This window comes from Thiobacillus sp., assembly GCF_013693775.1.
Lineage (GTDB): Bacteria > Pseudomonadota > Gammaproteobacteria > Burkholderiales > Thiobacillaceae > Thiobacillus.
This window is the reverse complement of record NZ_CP059257.1, coordinates 1,369,741-1,389,426: the sequence shown is the minus strand read 5'-3', so window position 1 is coordinate 1,389,426 and position 19,686 is coordinate 1,369,741. Positions and strand designations below refer to the sequence as shown.

At 64.7% G+C, this 19,686-nt stretch carries 22 protein-coding genes; 18 read left to right on the top strand and 4 right to left on the bottom strand.

From position 1 onward, the window contains the following. Window positions 1-3: 3 nt before the first annotated feature. The 18 genes from HZY77_RS06900 (at window position 4) to HZY77_RS06815 (ending at window position 15,884) form a co-directional block, all read left to right on the top strand. Window positions 4-288, top strand: coding sequence for a hypothetical protein (locus tag HZY77_RS06900; RefSeq protein WP_296632038.1), 285 nt, complete (start codon window positions 4-6; stop codon window positions 286-288). Between the two features lie 114 nt (window positions 289-402). Next, window positions 403-2,145 carry an ATPase, T2SS/T4P/T4SS family gene (locus HZY77_RS06895; RefSeq protein WP_296820072.1) on the top strand — a complete coding sequence of 581 codons (1,743 nt, stop codon included), beginning with the start codon at window positions 403-405 and terminating at the stop codon, window positions 2,143-2,145. Then, window positions 2,145-3,374 (top strand): type II secretion system F family protein, encoded by a 1,230-nt coding sequence (locus HZY77_RS06890; protein WP_296820069.1) that lies wholly within the window; start codon window positions 2,145-2,147, stop codon window positions 3,372-3,374. Before HZY77_RS06895 ends, HZY77_RS06890 begins: the two co-directional genes overlap by 1 nt. A 122-nt stretch (window positions 3,375-3,496) precedes the next feature. Then, complete coding sequence (locus HZY77_RS06885; protein ID WP_296820065.1) at window positions 3,497-4,075, top strand: type II secretion system protein; 579 nt, start codon at window positions 3,497-3,499, stop codon at window positions 4,073-4,075. A gap of 16 nt (window positions 4,076-4,091) precedes the next feature. Then, on the top strand, window positions 4,092-4,547 hold the full coding sequence (locus HZY77_RS06880) for a type II secretion system protein (RefSeq protein WP_296820063.1): 456 nt from the start codon (window positions 4,092-4,094) through the stop codon (window positions 4,545-4,547). Then, window positions 4,537-5,082 carry a type II secretion system protein gene (locus tag HZY77_RS06875; protein WP_296820061.1) on the top strand — a complete coding sequence of 182 codons (546 nt, stop codon included), beginning with the start codon at window positions 4,537-4,539 and terminating at the stop codon, window positions 5,080-5,082. The genes HZY77_RS06880 and HZY77_RS06875 overlap by 11 nt, the downstream gene beginning before the upstream one ends. Next, window positions 5,066-5,875, top strand: a complete 810-nt coding sequence (locus HZY77_RS06870) for a prepilin-type N-terminal cleavage/methylation domain-containing protein (RefSeq protein ID WP_296820059.1) — start codon at window positions 5,066-5,068, stop codon at window positions 5,873-5,875. The genes HZY77_RS06875 and HZY77_RS06870 overlap by 17 nt, the downstream gene beginning before the upstream one ends. After that, window positions 5,872-6,111: a hypothetical protein gene (locus HZY77_RS06865; protein WP_296820058.1), complete on the top strand. Its 240-nt coding sequence runs from the start codon at window positions 5,872-5,874 to the stop codon at window positions 6,109-6,111. The genes HZY77_RS06870 and HZY77_RS06865 overlap by 4 nt, the downstream gene beginning before the upstream one ends. Then, window positions 6,081-6,281, top strand: coding sequence for a hypothetical protein (locus HZY77_RS06860; RefSeq protein WP_296820055.1), 201 nt, complete (start codon window positions 6,081-6,083; stop codon window positions 6,279-6,281). The genes HZY77_RS06865 and HZY77_RS06860 overlap by 31 nt, the downstream gene beginning before the upstream one ends. Before the next feature lie 11 nt (window positions 6,282-6,292). Then, window positions 6,293-9,544 carry a LamG domain-containing protein gene (locus tag HZY77_RS06855; protein WP_296820053.1) on the top strand — a complete coding sequence of 1,084 codons (3,252 nt, stop codon included), beginning with the start codon at window positions 6,293-6,295 and terminating at the stop codon, window positions 9,542-9,544. 113 nt (window positions 9,545-9,657) lie between these two features. Further along, window positions 9,658-10,521, top strand: coding sequence for an agglutinin biogenesis protein MshI (locus tag HZY77_RS06850; protein ID WP_296770300.1), 864 nt, complete (start codon window positions 9,658-9,660; stop codon window positions 10,519-10,521). After that, window positions 10,518-10,643, top strand: a complete 126-nt coding sequence (locus tag HZY77_RS06845; protein WP_296820050.1) for a hypothetical protein — start codon at window positions 10,518-10,520, stop codon at window positions 10,641-10,643. The genes HZY77_RS06850 and HZY77_RS06845 overlap by 4 nt, the downstream gene beginning before the upstream one ends. A 148-nt stretch (window positions 10,644-10,791) precedes the next feature. Further along, the gene (locus HZY77_RS06840; RefSeq protein WP_296820048.1) at window positions 10,792-11,166 is read left to right on the top strand and encodes a PilN domain-containing protein; all 375 of its coding nucleotides are present in this window, start codon (window positions 10,792-10,794) and stop codon (window positions 11,164-11,166) included. Next, window positions 11,156-11,812, top strand: coding sequence for a hypothetical protein (locus tag HZY77_RS06835; RefSeq protein ID WP_296632067.1), 657 nt, complete (start codon window positions 11,156-11,158; stop codon window positions 11,810-11,812). The genes HZY77_RS06840 and HZY77_RS06835 overlap by 11 nt, the downstream gene beginning before the upstream one ends. 4 nt (window positions 11,813-11,816) lie before the next feature. Further along, window positions 11,817-12,119, top strand: a complete 303-nt coding sequence (locus tag HZY77_RS06830) for a hypothetical protein (RefSeq protein WP_296820046.1) — start codon at window positions 11,817-11,819, stop codon at window positions 12,117-12,119. Between the two features lie 19 nt (window positions 12,120-12,138). Further along, on the top strand, window positions 12,139-13,803 hold the full coding sequence (mshL, locus tag HZY77_RS06825; RefSeq protein WP_296820045.1) for a pilus (MSHA type) biogenesis protein MshL: 1,665 nt from the start codon (window positions 12,139-12,141) through the stop codon (window positions 13,801-13,803). After that, window positions 13,800-14,804, top strand: a complete 1,005-nt coding sequence (locus HZY77_RS06820) for an AAA family ATPase (protein WP_296820043.1) — start codon at window positions 13,800-13,802, stop codon at window positions 14,802-14,804. The genes mshL and HZY77_RS06820 overlap by 4 nt, the downstream gene beginning before the upstream one ends. 30 nt (window positions 14,805-14,834) lie before the next feature. Continuing rightward, complete coding sequence (locus HZY77_RS06815; protein WP_296820042.1) at window positions 14,835-15,884, top strand: tetratricopeptide repeat protein; 1,050 nt, start codon at window positions 14,835-14,837, stop codon at window positions 15,882-15,884. 147 nt (window positions 15,885-16,031) lie between these two features. On the opposite strand, the gene HZY77_RS06810 is transcribed toward HZY77_RS06815, so the two are convergent. From HZY77_RS06810 to HZY77_RS06795, 4 genes are all read right to left on the bottom strand, one after another. Then, entirely contained in the window at window positions 16,032-16,310 is a 279-nt protein-coding gene (locus tag HZY77_RS06810; protein ID WP_296820040.1) for a hypothetical protein, read from the bottom strand. Between the two features lie 97 nt (window positions 16,311-16,407). Continuing rightward, complete coding sequence (locus HZY77_RS06805; protein ID WP_296820038.1) at window positions 16,408-17,577, bottom strand: pyridoxal phosphate-dependent aminotransferase; 1,170 nt, start codon at window positions 17,575-17,577, stop codon at window positions 16,408-16,410. Beyond that, window positions 17,574-18,347, bottom strand: a complete 774-nt coding sequence (locus HZY77_RS06800) for a M90 family metallopeptidase (RefSeq protein ID WP_296820035.1) — start codon at window positions 18,345-18,347, stop codon at window positions 17,574-17,576. The genes HZY77_RS06805 and HZY77_RS06800 overlap by 4 nt, the downstream gene beginning before the upstream one ends. Beyond that, a complete protein-coding gene (locus HZY77_RS06795; protein ID WP_296820033.1) occupies window positions 18,344-19,636 on the bottom strand; it encodes a DNA recombination protein RmuC in 1,293 nt (430 codons plus the stop codon). The genes HZY77_RS06800 and HZY77_RS06795 overlap by 4 nt, the downstream gene beginning before the upstream one ends. Between the last annotated feature and the right edge of the window lie 50 nt (window positions 19,637-19,686).

Genomic DNA, 19,686 nt, shown 5'->3' with positions numbered 1-19,686 from the left:
GCGATGCGGACAGGATGGATACTGGCAGGGCTGCTGATTTTCGCGAACGGGGCACAGGCGGAGGACGGACGCTACCAGGCGTTGCCGCTGGCCGGGGCCGAGGGCGGCAAGGGTGGCGGGCGGGCGCTCATTCTCGATACCCGCGACGGCCATGTATGGATCTGGAGCGAGAACGAACTCATTACCGCGCCGGATGGCCACCGCCGTTATGGCACGGGCTTCATCTATCAGGGCAGGCTGCGCCCCGGCAACCAGGCGGGCGAATTCATCGAACAGCAGGCCAAGTGAACGCGCGACCTTGCCTGGCGCCCGGTCTTGGGTGGGGCGGCGGTCGGCCTATGGCTTAAGGCGAAGCCTGTCCGGGCCGATATGTGCTCATACTTGCGCACCCATCCGAGAAAAATGCAGACCGAGTCAGCCATCCAACCCGCTTCCCCTCAGGCCGGACGCCAGAAAATCCGCCTGGGCGACCTGCTCGTCGAGCAGAAGGTCATCTCCAGCGCCGACCTGGACATCGCACTGGCGGCGCAGAAGAAAAGTGGGCGCCGCCTGGGCCGCATCATCGTCGAAAGCGGGCTGGCAGGCGAAAACGACATTGCGCAGGCGCTGGCGCGGCAATTGAATCTTCCCTTCATCGATCTCAGGAAATTCAATCCGGATGCCTCCATCCTGCAGTTGCTGCCGGAAACGCAGGCGAGGCGTNTTCGGGCCATGCCGCTGGCACGGCGGGACAACAGTATTTTCGTTGGCATGGCCGATCCGACCGATCTGTTTGCCTACGATGAAATCGCCCGGCTGATCCCGGACGATATCCAGCTTGCCGTGGTGGCGGAAGGCGACCTGCTGGCGGCCATCGACCGGATCTACCGGCGCACTGACGATATCCACGGCCTGACCGAGGAACTCGCGCGCGACATGGGCGAGAGCGAGGCCAGCATCATCGGCCTGGAAGCGCTGGGCGAAGGGCAGGACGATGCGCCGGTGGTGCGCCTGCTGCAGACCCTGTTCGAGGATGCGTTGCAGGTCAATGCGTCCGACCTGCATATCGAACCGCAGGAAAAACAGCTGGCCATCCGCTTCCGCATCGACGGCGTGCTGCATCCGCAGACCCAGGCCGATCTCAAGATTGCGCCGGCGCTGGCTCTGCGGCTCAAGATCGTGTCCGGGCTGGATATTTCGGAANAACGCCTGCCGCAGGACGGCCGCTTTGCGGTCAAGGTGCGCGGCCGTACCGTCGACGTGCGCCTGTCCACCATGCCGACGCAATACGGCGAATCCGTGGTGATGCGGCTGTTGAGCCAGGGCGACAACCTGCTTGACGTCGACAGCCTGGGCATGCCGCCCGACATGCAGGAACGCTTTCGCGCCATCCTGCACCGCCCCAACGGCCTGGTGCTGGTGACCGGCCCCACCGGCAGCGGCAAGACCACCACACTTTATGCCGCGCTGNGGGAGCTCAACGACNCGGGCACCAAGATCATCACGGTCGAAGACCCGGTGGAATACCGGCTTGCCGGCATCAACCAGGTGCAGGCCAACGACAAGATCGACCTCAGCTTTGCCCGCGTGCTGCGCGCCATCCTGCGCCAGGATCCGGACGTGATTCTGGTCGGCGAGATGCGCGATGCGGAAACCGCGCAGGTCGCGCTCCGGGCGGCCATGACGGGCCACCTGGTGCTGTCCACCCTGCACACCAACGATGCGGCCTCCACGCCGGTCCGGCTGCTCGACATGGGCGTTCCGGCCTTCATGGTGGCGACGTCGGTACAGGGCGTGCTGGCCCAGCGGCTGCTGCGCAAGGTGTGCGGCCATTGCAAGGCCCCGCATGTACCGACGCCGCAGGAGCGCGTCTGGCTGGGGCGGGCCCAAGCCGACCAGGCCGACGACGGCTATGTCGCAGGCACGGGCTGCGACCGCTGCCATGGCACCGGCTATTCCGGACGCCGCGCCGTCCATGAGTTGCTTGAAATTAATACCGTGCTGGCGGAAAGCCTGGCGCGCAAGAATCCGGCCGAATTCGTGGCCGCCGCACGCGCGTCCATGGCTGGCCGTACCCTGCGCGACCAGGCCATCGCACTGGCACGGGCCGGCGTGACCTCGTTGGCCGAGGCGATGCGCGCCAGTGCCCAGGACGAAACAAGCTGATGCTGCGCTTTGCCTATACCGGCCGTACCCGAAGCGGCGAGAAGACCCAGGGCATCCTGGAGGCGGACAATGCCGCCGCATGCGCCAGCAGTCTGCTGAAAAACGGCATTTCGCCCGTCACCATCCAGGAAACCGGGCAATCCGAGCGGCGCGGGGCGAAGAAGCCGAAAAGCCTCAATCTCTTCGAGCCGGCCGTCCAGCCCATCGACGTGCAACTGTTTTCCCGCCAGCTCTACACCCTGATGCGCGCCGGCGTGCCCATCCTGCGTTCGCTGTCGGGTCTCCTCGAATCGACCACCAATGCGGCCTTTGCCCGAGTGATTACCTCACTGAAGGAATCGCTCGAAGCGGGACGCGACCTGTCGATGGCGATGCGCCAGCATCCCGCGGTCTTTTCGCCGTTCTATGTTGCGATGGTGCGGGTCGGGGAGGCGACCGGTCGCCTGGATGAAATTTTCCTGCGCATGTTCGAGCACCTCGAGTTCGAACGCGAGACCCGCGCCCGCATCCGTGAAGCGCTGCGCTACCCGATCTTCGTACTCATCGCCATGGTGGTCGCGATTGCCGTCATCAATGTGTTCGTCATCCCGGCTTTTGCCAAGGTCTATGCCGGCCTCGGGGCGGAATTGCCGCTGATGACGCGCATTCTCATCGAAACCTCGCGCCTGACCATCGCCTATGGCTGGCTCATGCTGGCCGGGCTGGTGCTGGCCGTCATGGGATTCCGCCTGTGGCGCGCCACCNCCGGCGGACGCCTCCTGTGGGATCGCTTCAAGCTCAAGCTGCCGCTCACCGGCTCGATCATGCTGCGCAGCACGCTGGCCCGTTTCGCACGCACGCTGGCGCTGTCCCTGCGCAGCGGCATTCCCGCGGCGCAGGCGCTGTCGGTGGTGGCGGAGGTCACCGACAATGCCTGGATCGCTTCGCGCGTCGAGCAGATGCGCAACGGCATCGAGCGCGGCGAATCGGTCCTGCGCACCGCGCAGAACGCGGCCGTGTTCAACCCGGTGGTGCTGCAGATGATCGCCGTCGGCGAGGAAACCGGCAGCATCGACGAGCTCATGCAGGAAGTCTCCGGGATGTACGAACGCGAGGTGGACTACGAGATCAAGACCCTGGCCGCCCGCATCGAACCGCTGATCATCGTCGCCCTGGGCGGTGTCGTGCTGGTGCTGGCGCTCGGCGTGTTCCTGCCGATGTGGGACCTCGCCAGCGTCGCCATCAAGTGACGGCCTGATCGTAATTTCATGTTTTTGTTCAAGTCTCGGCCGAGTGCGCCGAAATAGGTCCTGTGGCTGCCGCAGGCGGCCGGCGCTTGAGACCAACCTATTCGAATAAGCGGGAGAACACTATGCACACCCTGAAGGACATGAAAACCCGGCAGCGCGGCTTCACCATGATCGAACTCATCGTCGTCATCGTCATCCTCGGCATCCTCGCCGCGGTGGCGCTGCCGCGTTTCACCAACATCCAGCGCGATGCCCGGATTGCCAAGCTGAATGCGGCGCGGGGCGCGGTGTTGGCGGCGTCGGGGATGATCCATGGTGCAGCGCTGGTACGGGGCGGGGTCCCGGATACGGTCGCTTGCCCGGTCAACGTGGGTTTTGGAAACAACCCGGCAAACAATACGACTGCGATTTGTACGGAAAATGGCCGGGTTCAAATCGTGAATGCGTATCCTGCAGCAACTGTCCTCGGAATGGTCAACGCTGCAGGCCTGACCNCCACGTTTNTCCCCACGGGGACTAGCGTCGCGGCGGCCAATACGGCCTTGCTGCCAGAAGGCTACAGTATTGCCGTGGCAGCTGGGGTTCTGACGGTGCGAGTCAACGGCGGGGCTGCCGTAGCGACTTGCTCGTTCACTTATACGCCACCAGCCGCGGTGGGGGCGACACCCACAATCAGCGCAGTGAACACTGTTGGCTGCTGATGCATCCAAGTCGATCATGTTTTATTTGAACCGCGGCTCAAGCCGCGGTTTTACCATGGTGGAGCTGATCCTGGTGATCGTCGTCGCCGGCATCCTCGCTTCAGTGGCTGCGCCGCGCATGCTGGGCCGGACGGGCTTCGATACTCGCGGTTTTGCCGACCAGGTCGCCGCCACGGTGCGTTTTGCGCAGAAGCTGGCCGTCGCCCAGCACACCGATGTCCATGTCCGTCTGACCGCCAGCGATGTCACGCTGTGCTATGACGCCGCCTGCGCTACCCTGGCGCCCGGGCCGGGCGGCGAAAAGCCCTACACGGTCAGCGCACCAAGCGGCGTGGCAATCATGCCGCCTACAACGCTCCACTTCGATGCCGGCGGGCGCCCTGTAAACCTTGCTGCCCAGCTCGACATCCAGGTCAACGGCAGCGGGACGCATCATGTGTTCGTCGAGCAGGAGACCGGTTATGTCCACTGACGAACGCGGCCTCAGTCTGATCGAGCTGCTGGTGTTCATCGTGGTGGTGGGCATCGCGGTGACCGGCGTGCTGTCGGTCTTCAGCCTGAACGCGCGGACCAGCGCCGATCCGGTGGTGCAGAAACAGGCGCTCGCCATCGCCGACTCGCTGCTTGAGGAAGTGCTGGCCAAGCCCTACACCTATTGCGATACCGACGATGCCAATGTGGGGACGGCAAGCAGCACTGCCGGTTGCGCCTCAATGGCTGAGACCGCCCTGGCGCCTGAGGCCGGTGAAACACGCTATTCCAACCTTACGCCCTACGACAACGTCAACGATTACAACGGCTTTGCCATGACCGGCATCGTCGACCCCAGCGGCAATGCGGTTCCGGATCTGAATGGCTACAGGGCCTCGGTTCAGGTACAACCGGCCGGCGCATTCAACGGCATTCCCGCCGGCGAAACCCTGTTCGTCACCGTGACCGTCACCGGCCCCGGCAACCACAGCGTCACCTTGTCCGGCTACCGCACACGCTATGCGCCCAACCTCTGACCACGCCGGCTTCACCCTGATCGAGATGATCATCGTCATCGCGATCACCGCCATCGTCGGTTCGATGGTGGCAGTGTTCCTGCGCGCGCCACTGGAGAGCTACGTGGCACAGGACCGCCGCGCCCGCCTCGCCGACACGGCCGACACCGCGCTGCGCCGGATGGGGCGCGACATCCGGCTGGCGCTGCCCAACAGCGTGCGCGTCACCACGGATGCGGCCGGCGTGGTGTACCTGGAGTTCCTCGGTACCCGCAGCGGTGGGCGCTACCGCGCGCAGGGCGGCGGCGACATCCTCGATTTCACCGTGCCCGACAATGGTTTCGACGTGCTCGGCCCCGGTATCGATATGAAGGCCGGCGACCTGATCGCCGTGTACAACCTTGGCATAACCGGGGCCGACGCCTGGGCGGGCAACACGCTCGCGGCCTATGCGGGTGCACTCAGTAATGTGACCCATATCGCCATTGCGTCCAAGCAGTTTCCGCTGGCCTCGCCCGGCAACCGCTTCCAGGTCGTCGACGGGCCGGTGACCTATGCGTGCGCGCCGAACCCGGCGAATCCCGCGCTGGGTACGCTCACCCGCTACTGGNGGTATGCCATCGCGGTGACTCAGCCCACGCCGCCCGCGCCCGCCTCGAGCGCGCTGCTGGCGACCAACGTCAGCGCGTGCAGTTTTACGTACCAGCCCGGCGCCACCGAACGCGGCGGGCTGGTCAGCATGACGCTGAACCTGAGCCAGGCGGGCGAAACCGTGCGCCTGTATGCCACGACCCAGGTGAGCAACCAGCCATGAGCCGCCTGCCGCGCACCGAGTCCGGATTCGTCCTGCCGACCGCGATCTTCCTGCTGGTCGTGCTGGCCGCGCTGGCGACTTACATGGTGTCGCTGTCGCGCACCAGCCACATCAGCAGCGCGCTCGACGTCCAGGGGACGCGCACCTATCTGGCGGCGCGCGCCGGCATCGAATGGGCGGCGTGGCAGTTGCTGCGGAACGCCACGTGCAACACCGGCCCGACCCCGTGGCGCTGACCGGTACGCTCGCTTCATTTTCCGTGGACGTGAGCTGCACCCACTCCGGCCCGTATCCCGACGGCGCCGATACGGTCGACGTCTACGTGATCACCTCGACCGCGAAGTCGGGTGTGCCCGGCCAGGTGGATTACGTCGAGCGGCAGATCCGGGCGAGTTTCTCGAAATGAGCAGGATCGCCATGCACCTCGTGTCCGCCGCCGTTCGAATGTTCGGCCGCCTCGTCTTGGGCAGGTGGCTCGTCCTGTTGTGTGGCGGTCCGCTCGGGATTGCGCTGGCCCTCGCGCCGGCGCACGCGGCGACCTATTCCAGCATGGCCACGACCTCGAACTGGGTCAATCCGTCCGCGCATACGCGCGTCACCTGGACGCACGGCGCATCCTGCAGTTCGGGCTACGCGGGCGCGCCCGTCGACGACGACATCACGGCGCAACTTCCCNTGGGGTTCACGTTCAATTTCGGCGGCGTGAACTACACGCAGGTGCAGATCATGAGCAACGGCCGCCTGCAATTCAACAACGGATACTGCGGCTATGGTACCCAGACGGTAGGGCCGCCGCCGACCTATACCTATCCGTATCCCACCGCCAGCGTGTCCAGGACCCTGCGCATCTATGGCGTGGACCTGGATGCCACGCCAAGCGGAGCGTCGGGAGTGTGTCCCACCGCGACCTGCTATGTGAGCTACGCCACCGAAGGCACTGCGCCCAATCGCCGCTTCGTCGTGACCTGGGTGAATGTCCCGGAGTGGGGCGCCACGACGCGTACCGGCAGCTTCAATCTGCAGGTCATTCTCGAGGAAACGACCAACGAGTTCGTCTATCAATTTGGCCCGAGTAGCCACCCCACCAACGGTTCCGCGCAAATCGGCTGGCAGTTGAGCCCGACGGATTATGCGGTGTGGTCCACGCCCGTCGTGCCGCCCGCCAATTCGGCGGTGCGGTTCTACGTGCCGGGACCGATCGCCGAATTCCACATGGACGAGCCGATCTGGTCGGGTGCGGCAGGCGAGGTGCTGGACAGCGCCGGCCATGGCTACGACGCGACGGCGGCCAACGGTGCGGCCACCAGCAGCGCAGCACCGGCGATTGCGGGCACGCCAGGCACCTGCGGCTACGGCGTGTTCGACGGCAACAACGACTATGTCGCGATCCCTGCAAGCTTTCCCAACCTCGCCACGGACTTCACCCTGACCGCGTGGATACGCACCACCAACAACGCCAAGAGCGGCCAGCGCATTTTCATCGACGACCAGAACAATACCGGCGGCTATGGCTTCAGCCTGGGCGATGGCGGTGCCGGCAGGCTGCGTTTCTATACGCGGGCGCTCAATCCGATCATTCTGGATACGCCCAACGTCATCCAGAACAACACCTGGTATTTCGTCGCGGCGGTGGCGGATCTCGGGGCCAAGACCAAGAGCCTCTATGTCTACAATCAGGCCGGCGCGCAGCTTGCCTACGTCACCCAAACCTACACCGGCACCTGGGGCACCGATGTCGGCGCGGCGTCGATCGGTGGCGAGAACAATGCCTCCACGGAAAACGGGTCGAGCTTCAGGTTCAGCGGCAATCTGGATGAGGTCGGCGTGTACAAGGGCGCAATGAACGCGGCGCAGCTGAGCCAGGTGATGAGCCAGAAACGGCCGTGCAGCATCGTCACGGTGATCGCACCCGCCGGATTCAACGCATTCGAGACCGGCACGCCGGCGGGCAGTGCAAGCGGCGTGATCCATACCAAGGTGTCCGCCGGCGCGTTCAACCTGGCCGTGGTCGCGCTCAAGAGCGGCGGCGCGGCCGTCGAAACCGCCTTCACCGGCAATGTGAAGCTGGAACTCGTCGACGCATCGGCGGGCGCCAGTTGCGGGGCCTATGGCCTGATCCGCAGCCTGGGCACGCTGACGTTCGCTGCGGGCGACGCGGGGCGCAAGACGCTGGCTGGTATCGTCGAACCCAACGCCTGGCCCAACGCGCGCATCCGCATGACGTATCCGGCGACTGGCGCGCCGACGATCGTCGCCTGCTCGACCGACAACTTCGCCATTCGCCCGGCCAGCTTCGGCAACGTGACGGTGAGCGATGCCGACAGCGTTAACGCGGGTGTTTCGCGCACGCTTGCCAATACCGCGGTGTCCGGCGGCAACGTCCACAAGGCCGGGCAACCATTCCAGATCGTGGCGACGGCCGTCAACGCGGCCGGCGCCCCCACCACGAACTACAGCGGCAATCCCGCGGCCAGTCTGACGGCCTGCGTGCTGCCCGCCACGGGCTGCACCCTGGGCACGCTCGCGACCGGCACCTGGTCGGGCGCCGCCGGCACGGTGACGACCACCGGCGCCCGCTATTCCGAAGTCGGCGCCTTCGCCATGAAGCTCTCGGACGCCAGCTTCGCAGCGGTGGATGCCGCGGACGGCTCCAGCGCGGTCGACCGCACGATCGAATCGGCGGCCTTCAACGTCGGCCGCTTCGTGCCCGACCATTTCGACCTGGCACCGATCAGCACGCCGGTCTTCAAGACCTTCAACGACACCACCTGCGCCACGCGCTCGTTCACCTATGCCGGCCAGCCTTTCGGCTATCTCACGCTGCCGCAGGCCACGATCACGGCGAAAAATGCCACTGGCGCCATCACGCTAAACTATGCGGGCGCGTTGTGGAAGCTCGTGCCAGCCGGCGCCGTACAAACCTATGCGGCGGTCACCGGCAACCTGGATATCGGTTTGCTGNGGGTGCCCGCCGTCACCGCGGGCGGCGGCGGGGCGGGGACGCTGGTGGCCAATGCGAATGACGAGATTGCCTTTGTGCGCACCACGCCGGTCGCACCCTTCACGGCGGATATCAGCCTGGCGATGAGCATTCAGGACATCGCCGAATCCGGCGTGTCCGGCAACGGCACCGTCGACACCCTCACGCCCGCGCAGTTTTCGAACACCGCCTTTGATGCAGGTAACGAAATCCGCTTCGGCCAGCTGGTCCTGTCCAATGCACTGGGCTCGGAACTGCTCGGCCTGCCGGTGCCGATTGAGACGCGCTACTGGAATGGCAGCGGGTTTGCCCTCAACACGAAGGACTTCTGCACTCAGCTTTCTGCTTCCAATGTGTCACTCACCAACTGGCGACGCTATCTCAATCCCTGCGAGACCGCGGTGTCCCTGTCCGGCCGTTTCAATGCGGGCCGTGGCAACCTGCGGTTTTCCGCGCCAGGCGTGAACAACACCGGCAGCGTCGATCTCACTGTGCAGCTGGGCGCCGTGGCCAGCGGCAGTACATGTGTGGCGGGCGCCGTGACGCCCGCCGTGGCGGCCTCGCAAAGCTGGCTGCAAGGCCATTGGAGCGGTGCAGGCGTGACGTACGACCAGGATCCGNCGGCGCGCGCCAGTTTTGGCCTGAATCGCGGCAGCAAACCGCTGATCTATCTGCGTGAGATGTATTGAGCCAGATTAAATCCTTTGACAACAACGGCTTATTTATTTAAGTTCAGAAAAATTTTCAGGTCCGACCCATGCAGCTTTTCCGTCGATCGAGCGAACAGGGCTTAACTGCATATTTGCGTCTTCCCGGACGCATTGCGTATGCGCGCGTCGACCGCAGGGTGGCCGTTCCCAGGTTGCTCGCTGCCGGGGTGGCGACAGTCAAGGGCGACAACTGGGGCGAGGCGCTGGCCCAACTGCATGGAAAAGGGCCGGTCAGTCTCGTGCTGAAACCGGCCGATTACCGGCTGCGTTTGCTCGACGCACCGAACGTGCCCGCCGATGAACTCAAGTCCGCGGTGCGCTGGCAGATCCAGGACATGCTCGATTTCCACGCCGACGACGGTACGGTGGACGTGCTGGAAGTGCCGCATCCCGAGCATGTGAGCCATGCGAAGCAGATTTTCGCGGTGGCGGCAAAAAACAGCCTACTGGCCGAAGAGGCCGTACTCGCGACCAACGCCGGGCTGAACCTCACCATCATCGACATCATGGAAACCGCCCAGCGCAACGTGGCTACCCGGCTGGAAACCCCGGGGCGTGCACTGGCGCTCTTTTCGTTCATCGAAACCGGCGGCCTGCTGACGCTCACGCTGGACGGCGAATTGTGTATGGCGCGCACGCTGGGCGTGAATCAGACGGTACTGGACATCGAAGGCCTGGAGAGCGTGCTCGAACGTCTGACGCTGGAAATCCAGCGCAGCCTCGATCATTTCGACCGTCAGTTCGGCGGGATTCCCGTCGACCGCCTGCTGCTTGCGCCGATGGAGAATGTCGAAGGCCTGTGTAACGGCCTGGCCGGCAATCTTGCCTTGCCGGTCAAGCCGCTCGACCTGGCGGAAGTGTTGGATATCGCCGCCTTGCCGGAGGCGAACGCGTTGCCGCCGCACTGCTTCCATGCCATCGGCGCCGCCTTGCGGATGGAAGAGACCAAGCCATGAGCCAGCAGATCAACCTGATCAGCCCGCTGCTGCTCAAGAAGCGCTATGCGTTCGGTCTGCGTGAAATGGGAGTGGGGCTGGGTGTGGCCCTGGCGGCGGCGCTGGCCTGGTCGGGGTTCTGACCTACCGGGCGAACACGCTGGAAAAAGAGGCGGCGCAGCTGGAAAGCCAGCAAGCAATCGCGCAGCAGGAACTGGATCAATTGGGGCTGCCGCGACCCGGCCGGCGAGCGCACTCCTGTCCGGGCGCGTCAAGGCCGTACAGGCCCAGGTGGCACAGCGCGAGGCGCTGCTGGCGTCGATGAGCCGCACCATCGAAAGCACGTCAACGGGATTTTCTTCCCGCCTGCGCGCGCTCGCGCAAAGCAGCACCGAAGGTGTCTGGCTGAACGGCTTCACCCTCTCGCCGGATTACGTGGCACTCGAGGGCTCGGCGCTGAATGCCGGCCTGGTGACGATCTACATGGATCGGCTCGGCAAGCAGGCGGCTTTTTCCGGTATGAAGTTCACCGGCATGAATGCCGAGCTTGCGCAGGCTGCAGGGGATAGCCAGGTTCGCTCCGACATCCCCGAGCACATCGACTTCGCCCTGTATGCGGGCAGCCGGAAGAACCTGGCGGACAAGGGAGAATCCGATGAACGCTGAAAAATGGCGCGAGATCGGCGTGCGGATTGGTGCGATGAGTCTGCGGGAGCGCCTGTTCGTCTTTGCCGCAGCGGTGGTGGTGGCGGGGGCGCTGGTGCAGACCCTGCTGATCGATGCGGCGCAACGGCGCGTGCAGAATGCCGACGATCGTCTGCAAGGCGCTCATGCAGCACTGGTGCAGATCGGTCAGCAGCAGACGCTGCTGGCCAGCCAGGGTGGAAGAGATCCCGATCGGGCGATGCGGGAGGCGCTCGCCGCACAGGAAGCACGCCTGTCCGCATTGAATGCGGAGCTTGCAAGCCGCGAACGCGTGCTGATTCCGCCCGAGCGGATGGCCCAGGTATTGAAGGATGTGGTGCGCAGTCAGGCCGGTATCCGGATCGTCGGGTTCAAGACGCTCAGCCCGCGCCCCGTATCGCTGCCAGAGGCAGCCGAAGGAAGTCCACCGGGATTTTATCGACACGGTTTCGAGATCACGGTGAGCGGATCCTATTCCGACCTGGTTGCCTATCTCGAGCGCCTGGAAGCCCTGCCCTGGCGTTTCAGCTGGGTCGAGGCGACGCTCGACACGTCTGCCCGTCCCGACCTGAAACTGACCCTCGTCGTCCACACCCTGAGCCTGGAGGAAGCATGGCTGCGCGTATGATGCTGTGTGCCGCGATTGCGTTGCTGACATCCCCGGCGTCTGGGCAGATCTGCCGGATCCCACGGCGCTGCCGGTTGCGCCTGCCGCAAAAGACAGCGCCAGCCCGGGCATTTCACTCACGGCCATCAAGCGGCGCGGCTCGCAGAGGCTGGCCGTCATCGATGGCCAGGAAGTGGCTGTGGGCGGGCGCTACCAGGGTGCCCGCGTGGTGCGCATCACCGAAAGCGAAGTGGTGCTGCGCCGAGGGACGGATGTCACGGTGCTCGAACTGTATCCGCACGTCGAGAAACGACCGCGCGGCAAATAAGAAAAGGGAGACATTGCGGATGATGAAGCGCTACACCATGATCGTTGTCGGTTCGCTGGTTCTGCTGGGGTGCGCCGGCCCGCTGACGCCGCGCGATACACAGCAGGCGATCCGTCAGGAAATCGCCCAGGCCGCCCAGGCGCAGTCCGCGCCGCACGCGGTGACAGATGCACAGGCTCAGGCTGCGCTGCTGCCCNCGCTCAAGCTGGAACTGCCCAAGAATGCGGCCGAGCCGGCCGAGCCGCGGTTCGATCTGGTCGTCAACGGTGCGCCTGCGCAGGACGTGTTCATGGCGATCGTCTCCGGCACGCGCTACAGCATGCTGGTGCATCCCGAAGTGGCGGGCTCGATTTCCGCCAACCTCAAGAACGTCACCGTGCCCGAGGCGATGTCCGCCATTCGCGAACTGTACGGCTACGACTACACGATGGAAGGGCATCGCATCGTGGTGCGGCCATTGACCCCACAGACCCGCATCTTCAAGGTGAACTACCTGGCAGGGACCCGTACCGGTTCGTCGGACATGCGCGTGATTTCCGGTTCCGTCAGTTCCGCGGGCACCGGCGGCGCAAGCGGTGTAACCGGCGCGGGCTCCACGCAACAATCGCTGGAAACCAGCCGGATCGACACGAAGCTCAATTCGGATTTCTGGGGCGAATTGAAGGCGGCGCTGGAAACCATCGTGGGCGAGTCCGGCAAAGTGATCCTCAGCCCGCAGTCGGGTATCGTGGTGGTCAAGACCACGCCGCGCACGATGCGGGATGTCGAGCACTTCCTCAAGGCCACTGCTCTGGCAGTCGAACGCCAGGTCATGCTGGAGGCGAAAATACTCGAGGTGCAGTTGAACGACGGCTATCAGACCGGCATCAACTGGTCGGTGCTGCACAACGGCCAGCATAAATATTCCTCGGGCGCCAATGCCGGCAATTTCGATCTGCTGACCGGTGCCGCCAGCGGTTCGCTGGCGGATGTGCTCGGCAGCGGGCTGCCTGCGGCGTCGGGCACCTCGTCCGGCATCTTCGGCCTCGCATTCCAGACCAAGAGCTTCGCCGCGCTGATCAATTTCCTGGAAACCCAAGGATCAGTGCACGTGTTGTCGAGCCCACGCATTGCCGCGCTGAACAACCAGCAGGCTGTGCTCAAGGTCGGTACCGACGATTTCTTCGTGACCGATGTGTCGACCACCAGCAATACCGGTGGGGCCGGCACCACGACCACGCCCAGCGTGACGCTGCAGCCCTTCTTCTCGGGCATCGCGCTCGATGTCACGCCGCAGATCGACGAGAAAGGCCGCATCACGCTGCATATCCGTCCCTCGGTGAGCGTGGTGACGGAGAAGATCAAGAACATCGACGCCGGCCAGGCCGGAAAGCTGACGCTGCCGCTCGCGTCCAGCGCCGTCTCGGAAACCGACAGCGTCGTGCAGGTGGAGGATGGGCGCATCGTCGCCATCGGTGGAATGATGAAGCAGTCCTTCGACGGCAGCGCCAACCGTGTGCCCGGGCTGGGTCAGGTGCCGCTGTTGGGGTACTTCTTCGGCAATACCAATCAGAGCTCGAAGAAGAGTGAACTGGTGATCCTCATCAAGCCGACCGTCATCGACAGCCAGGCGGACTGGCAGGCGGATGCGGAAGCGACCCAGGCTCGTCTCGACAAGATCGAGCGACAACCGGCGACGCCATGACGGCAGTGGCTTTCTCCAACGCCGATCATTCGCTGGGCGCAGCGAGCGGATTATCGGATGGCGGAAAGTCGATTCCTTCGACCGGCAGCCGCCATTCCCTCTCCTATCTTGCCCATTTCGGGCTTGCCGAAGCGCCTTTCGGACTGACCNCCGATACCGATTTCTTTNTTGCCTCGCCACCGCATCAGGAAGCGCTGGACACGCTCCTCCATGCGCTGGAAAGCGGTGAGGGCTTCATCAAGATCGTCGGCGCGGTCGGAACCGGGAAAACCCTGCTGTGCCGGACCCTGCTGGCCGAGTTGCCCAGGCGCTGCCGCGCGCTCTATCTCCCCAACCCCGCGCTCGATCCGCTCGGGATCCTGTGTGCCGTCGCCGAGGAACTGGGCCTCAAGCTGACGGGACAGGAAAGCTATTACCGCGTCCACAAGGCGATCCAGTCGCGGTTGATCGCGCTGGCCAGGCGTGGCACCCGCGTGGTGCTGATTCTCGACGAGGCCCAGGCGATCTCGCTGGAGAGCCTGGAAACGATCCGGCTGCTGTCCAACCTGGAAACCGAGAAGCGGAAATTGCTGACGATCGTGCTGTTCGGCCAGCCAGAACTGGATGCGCGGCTGCAGGCCATTCCGCAGCTCAAGACCCGGATCAGTTTCCATGATCGTCTGCGTCCCCTGCAACGCGAGGAACTCGTTGCCTATCTGTCCCATCGCCTGGCGCGCGCGGGTTTCGAGCCTACTGCCTTGCCGCTCAGCCCGCGTGCCGTCGGGTTTNTGTACGAAGCCAGCGCCGGCGTTCCGCGCGTCGTCAATATCATTGCCCACAAGGCGCTCATGCTGGCATATGGAAAAGGCCTGCATCGCGTCGGCGGGCGCGAGATGCGGGAGGCTGCACGCGACACTCTGGCGGCCAAGGCGGTCAATCACACTGCACGATGGGTGCTGTTCGTTCTGGCGACGCTGGGGGCGAGCGCCGCAGCCGCAGGCTGGTTGTACCTGATTGCGTAGACCGTTCCATGCCGGATTTCGATTGAACGTATGAGTATCATCAACCAGACGTTGCGTGCGCTGGACGCGCGCCAGACCGATCGCGCGTCCCGCCGGACGCCGCNNCCTCCACCTCCATCCGTCTGGGCGAAGCGGCCCTGGACGCGGCTGTGGGGCGGCGTTGCCCTGTTATCGTCACTTGCCGGACTGGCAATCTGGCTGGCCGCTGAACGTCGCCAGCCGCCTCCCGTGGAAAGCGAGCGGCATGTCGCGATGCAGTCTGTGGCCGTGTCAGCGCCTATGCCGCACACGTCGCCTGCCGTGCCCNCCACACAAATTTCGGTCAAGACATCCGCCGTCCCCGTTGTCGCCGAGCACCAAGCTGGGCCTGTGGATGAGAAANAAGACAAGCAACGGCTTGGATCGGCCACCCCGCCCGAACTGCCCGGACCCGCCGTGGCGGTCGCGACGGCAGACGTGTCGGATCACGCTGTGGCGCAGCAGCCGGTCATCCGCAAGGAAGCCAGCCAACCCACTCCCCGCGAAGCAGCTGACGAACGCTATCGCAAGGCATTGACGTTCATCCGGGCAGGGCAGGCAGATCGGGCCCGGGCGCTGCTGGAAGAGGCACTTGCATTGTCGCCGGAGCATGTCGCGGCGCGCGAGACGTTGGCCGCGTTGTTGAGCGAAGCCGGCCGCAACCAGGAGGCCGAGAAGGTCTTGCGCATCGGGCGTGCGGCGAGCCCTGAGCATGCGTGGTTTGCACTCAGCCTTGCCCGCCTGCAGGCGGCGCGTGGGGATACGGAAGGCGCCGTCGCAAGCTTGCAGAGTGGGATGGGCGGGCACGGGGTCGATGCCGATTACCATGCGACGCTGGCGGCGCTGCTGGTGCAGCTCAAGCAATATCCCGATGCCGTGCGGCAATACGAGCAGGCGCTTGAGATGCAACCGGGCCCGGGAACCTGGTGGGTGGGCTTGGGACTCGCCCTGGCCGCCCAGNGGAAAAACGACGAAGCGCGTTCCGCCTACCGACGCGCGCGCATGGCAGGCAATCTGCCGGATACGCTCGAAGAATTTGTCCGTGCCAAACTCGCCGACTAACAATCGGCTGGCACGGTGAATACCTTGAAATCACAGGGCTTGCGCGAACGCAAGCAGGGCGTGGCCCAAGGGTTGTGGTAATTACACAACGCAAATTTTCCGCAATGGAAGAAAATTAATAGATTGTGGTTTTCTTTTGCCGATTTGTTAGAATTCCGCGCGTCGGCTGGATCTCAAGTCCCGGACCGATCTCTGGTGTGGGTTTTTATATTCGTAATAAAGGGAAATCAAATGAAATATTCCGTTCTCCTGGCTGCTCTGCTGGCTGTTTCCATGACTGCTTGTGGCAAAAAGAAGAAGCCGCTGCTCCTGCCGAAGCTCCCGCTGCTGCTGCGCCGGCTCCGGAAGCTGCTGCTCCGATGGAAGCTGCTCCTGCTGCTCCTGCCGCTCCGGAAGCTGCCGCTCCCGCTGCTGACGCTGCTGCACCTGCTGCTGACGCTGCCGCTCCTGCTGCTGCGCCTGCTGAAGCTCCTGCCAAGTAATTCCTGGCTCAGGAACGAGAACCGGCCTTCGGGCCGGTTTTTTATGCCTGCAGGAACCGATCGAGCCGCGCCATGGCCTCGGCCAGGCGTGGCAGCGGCTGGGTATAGGCGAAGCGGATATATCGCGCCGGCTGGTAGATGCCGAAATCGACCCCGGGCGTCGTGGCGATGCCTGCTTCCTCGAGCAAACGATTGGCCAATACATGGCTGTCCTGGGCCAGGCGGCTGCAATCGGCATATAGGTAAAACGCGCCCTGGGGCGTGGCCGGGATGACGAAGCCGCGCTCGCGCAAGGCCGGCAGCAGGTAATCGCGACGGGCGCGCAACTCGGCCTTGCAGGCTTCGAGCATGTCCAGGCTTGCGGGAGCGAATGCTGCAAGCGCGGCATGCTGCGCCGGGGTGGGGGCGGCCAGATACAGATTCTGTGCGAGCCGTTCCAGCGCCGGCATGGCCCAGGCGGGGGCCGCCAGCCAGCCGAGCCGCCAGCCGGTCATCAGGAAGAACTTCGAGAAACTGTTGACGACAAACACGTCATCCCAGCGGGCGGCGCTGTGTTCGAGGCCGTCGTAGGTCAGCGCCAGATAGATCTCGTCGACGATCAGGGCGATGCCGTGCGCAGCGCACCAGTCGTGGATGCGTTCGAGCTCATCCGCTGCCATGGCGGTGCCGGTGGGGTTGGACGGGCTGGCGATCAGCACCGCACGAGTGGTCGCGGTGGCATGACGCTCGATCAGTTCGAGCGTGAGCTGAAAGCCGCTGTCGGCATCGACCGGCACGTTGATCGCGTGCGCTTCGCAGAAACGAGCGAAGTGGCGATTGCAGGGATAGCCGGGGTCGGACATCAATACGGCGTCACCGGGCCCGGCCAGCAATCCCAGCGCCAGCAGCAGCGCGCCGGATGCGCCGGGNGTGACGACGATGCGCCCGGGTTCGACCGAAGCCTGCCAGCGCGAGGCGTAAAAGCCGGCGATGGCCGTGCGCAGCTCAGGCAGGCCCAGGGCGCCGGTGTAGTGCGTATGGCCGGCACGCAATGCGGCAATGCCGGCCTCGACGATGGGCGGTGGCGTGGCGAAGTCGGGTTCGCCGATTTCGAGATGGATGATGTCGCGGCCGGCTGCCTCCAGGGCCTGTGCCCGCGCCAGGATATCCATGACGTGGAAGGGTGCGATGTCGTCGATACGTGCGGCCGTTCCCGGCAGTTTCGAATTCATGCTTTCGCTCCCTGAGGGTGTAGCGGATGCTGGCGATAGAACTGCTGTAACTGCCGGTAGACGGCCGGGTACTCTGCATCGAGCAGCGCCGGCGTTTCGAAAAACACCTCGGTGAGCACTGCAAAGAACTCGGCGGGATCGGCCGTGGCATAGGGATCGATGGCCGTGTCCTCGCCGGCGTCGACGCGGCTGCACAGATCCGCGTAGGCCACGCTGAAATCGCGTGCCCAGGCGCTTGAGTCCATGCCGCGATGCAGCGGTGGAAACCCATTGGCGTCGCCGTTCAGCATGTCGAGCTTGTGGGCAAACTCGTGCAGCACGACGTTGACGCCGTCGGCCTGGCCGCTGACCTCGACGTCGGCGAGCGACAGGACCAGCGGGCCGCCGTGCCAGGATTCGCCCGCCAGGATGTCGCGCGTATGGTGCACCACCCCGGCCTCATCCACCTCCTCGCGGGCGCGCAGGAACTCATCGGGATAGAGAATGATTTCGCTCCAGCCGCGGTAGCTGTCCTCGCCAAGGTTGAGCGTCAGCAGGCAGGCCTGCAGGGCAATGGCGAGCCGGATGGCCGAATCGACCTCGGCGCCGCCCGCCGCGGAAAACGTCTTGTCGTGAATGAACAGGCTGACGGCGTCATGCAGGCGCGCCCGTTCCGAGGCATCCAGCCGGTGCAGAATCGGCAGGCGGGCGAGCGCGGCGTCGAAATCCCCTGGCGGGATGGCGTGCCGCTCGAGGATGCGGGCACGGCGCCAGCGGCCAAACCAGCTCATTCGTCGTCGTCGAGCAGGCGCGCGTTGGCGGCGTCCGGGTGCTCGAGCTCGACCCGCTCGATCTGCTGAAAGCGGCGACTGATCTTGTCGCTGGAAATGCGAACCTCGCTGACATCCTTGTTGGCCTGCTCGATGTGGGTGGCGAGCTTCTTCATGCGCTCGTCGAAGCGGGAAAAATCCTTCGCCAGCTTGCCCAGCTCATCCTTGATGACGTGGGCCATGCGCCGCGTCTCCGAATCGCGAATCACCGCGCGCGCGGTGTTGAGCACGGCCATCAGCGTGGTCGGCGAGGTCAGCCACACCCGCTTCTTCTGCGCGTGCTCGACGAGGTCGGGATGGTAGGCGTGGATCTCGGCGAACACTGCCTCGGCCGGCAGGAACATCACGGCGCCGTCGGAGGTTTCGCCTTCGACGATGTACTTGGCGGCAATGTCGTCGACATGCTTCCTGACATCAGCCTTGAACTGCCGTCGTGCGGCGTCGCGCTCGGCCGGCGGCAGGCCGTCGTCGAACATGCGGCTGTAGTTTTCCAGCGGGAACTTGGAATCGACGCAGACCATGCCGGTCGGTTCCGGCAGGATCAGCACGCAGTCGGCGCGCGCGCCGCTCCTGAGCGTGTGCTGAAACGCGTAGGCGTCGGGCGGCAGGCTGTTCCGCACCAGCGCTTCCAGCTGAACCTCGCCGAAGGCGCCGCGCGAACGCTTGTCGCCCAGTATTTCCTGAAGCGAGACGACGTTGGACGCGAGGCCCTCGATCTTNTTCTGCGCCTCGTCGATCACCGCCAGCCGTGTCATCACCGAGGTGAAGGTCTCGTTGGTCTTCTTGAAGCCTTCGTCGAGCCGCTCGGCCACCTTGCCGGATATTTCATTGAGGCGGCCGTCGACCGTCTGCGACAACTGCTGGACGCGCTCGTTGAAGTGCGCGGTCATGCCCTTGAGCGTGTCCTGCAGCAGGCTCTGCTCGGCGCGTCCCTGCTCGATCAGCTTTTCCAGCATCGCGGTCTGGAACAGGGTGAACTGGCCGGTGACGGTTTCGCGCGTTTCCGCCAGCCGTTCGCTCTGTGCCACCTGCAAGGCGGCGAGCTGGGTCTGCATGCGGTCGGATTGCTGTGACAATCCGGTGTGCAGGTCGGTCAGCACCGCGCGGTGGCGGGCTTCCATGTCCTGAGCCAATAGCGCGGGCAATCCGAGTTGCTCNCGCCGCAGCGCGCCCAGGCGAAGCAGCAGGATGGCGATCATGAGGATGAGGACGGCAAGGCCGGCGAGGAGGCCGATTTCGACAGGTTGCATGCGCGGATTTTACCTGTGCCGCCATAAAAACCCGGCCTGAGCCGGGTTGG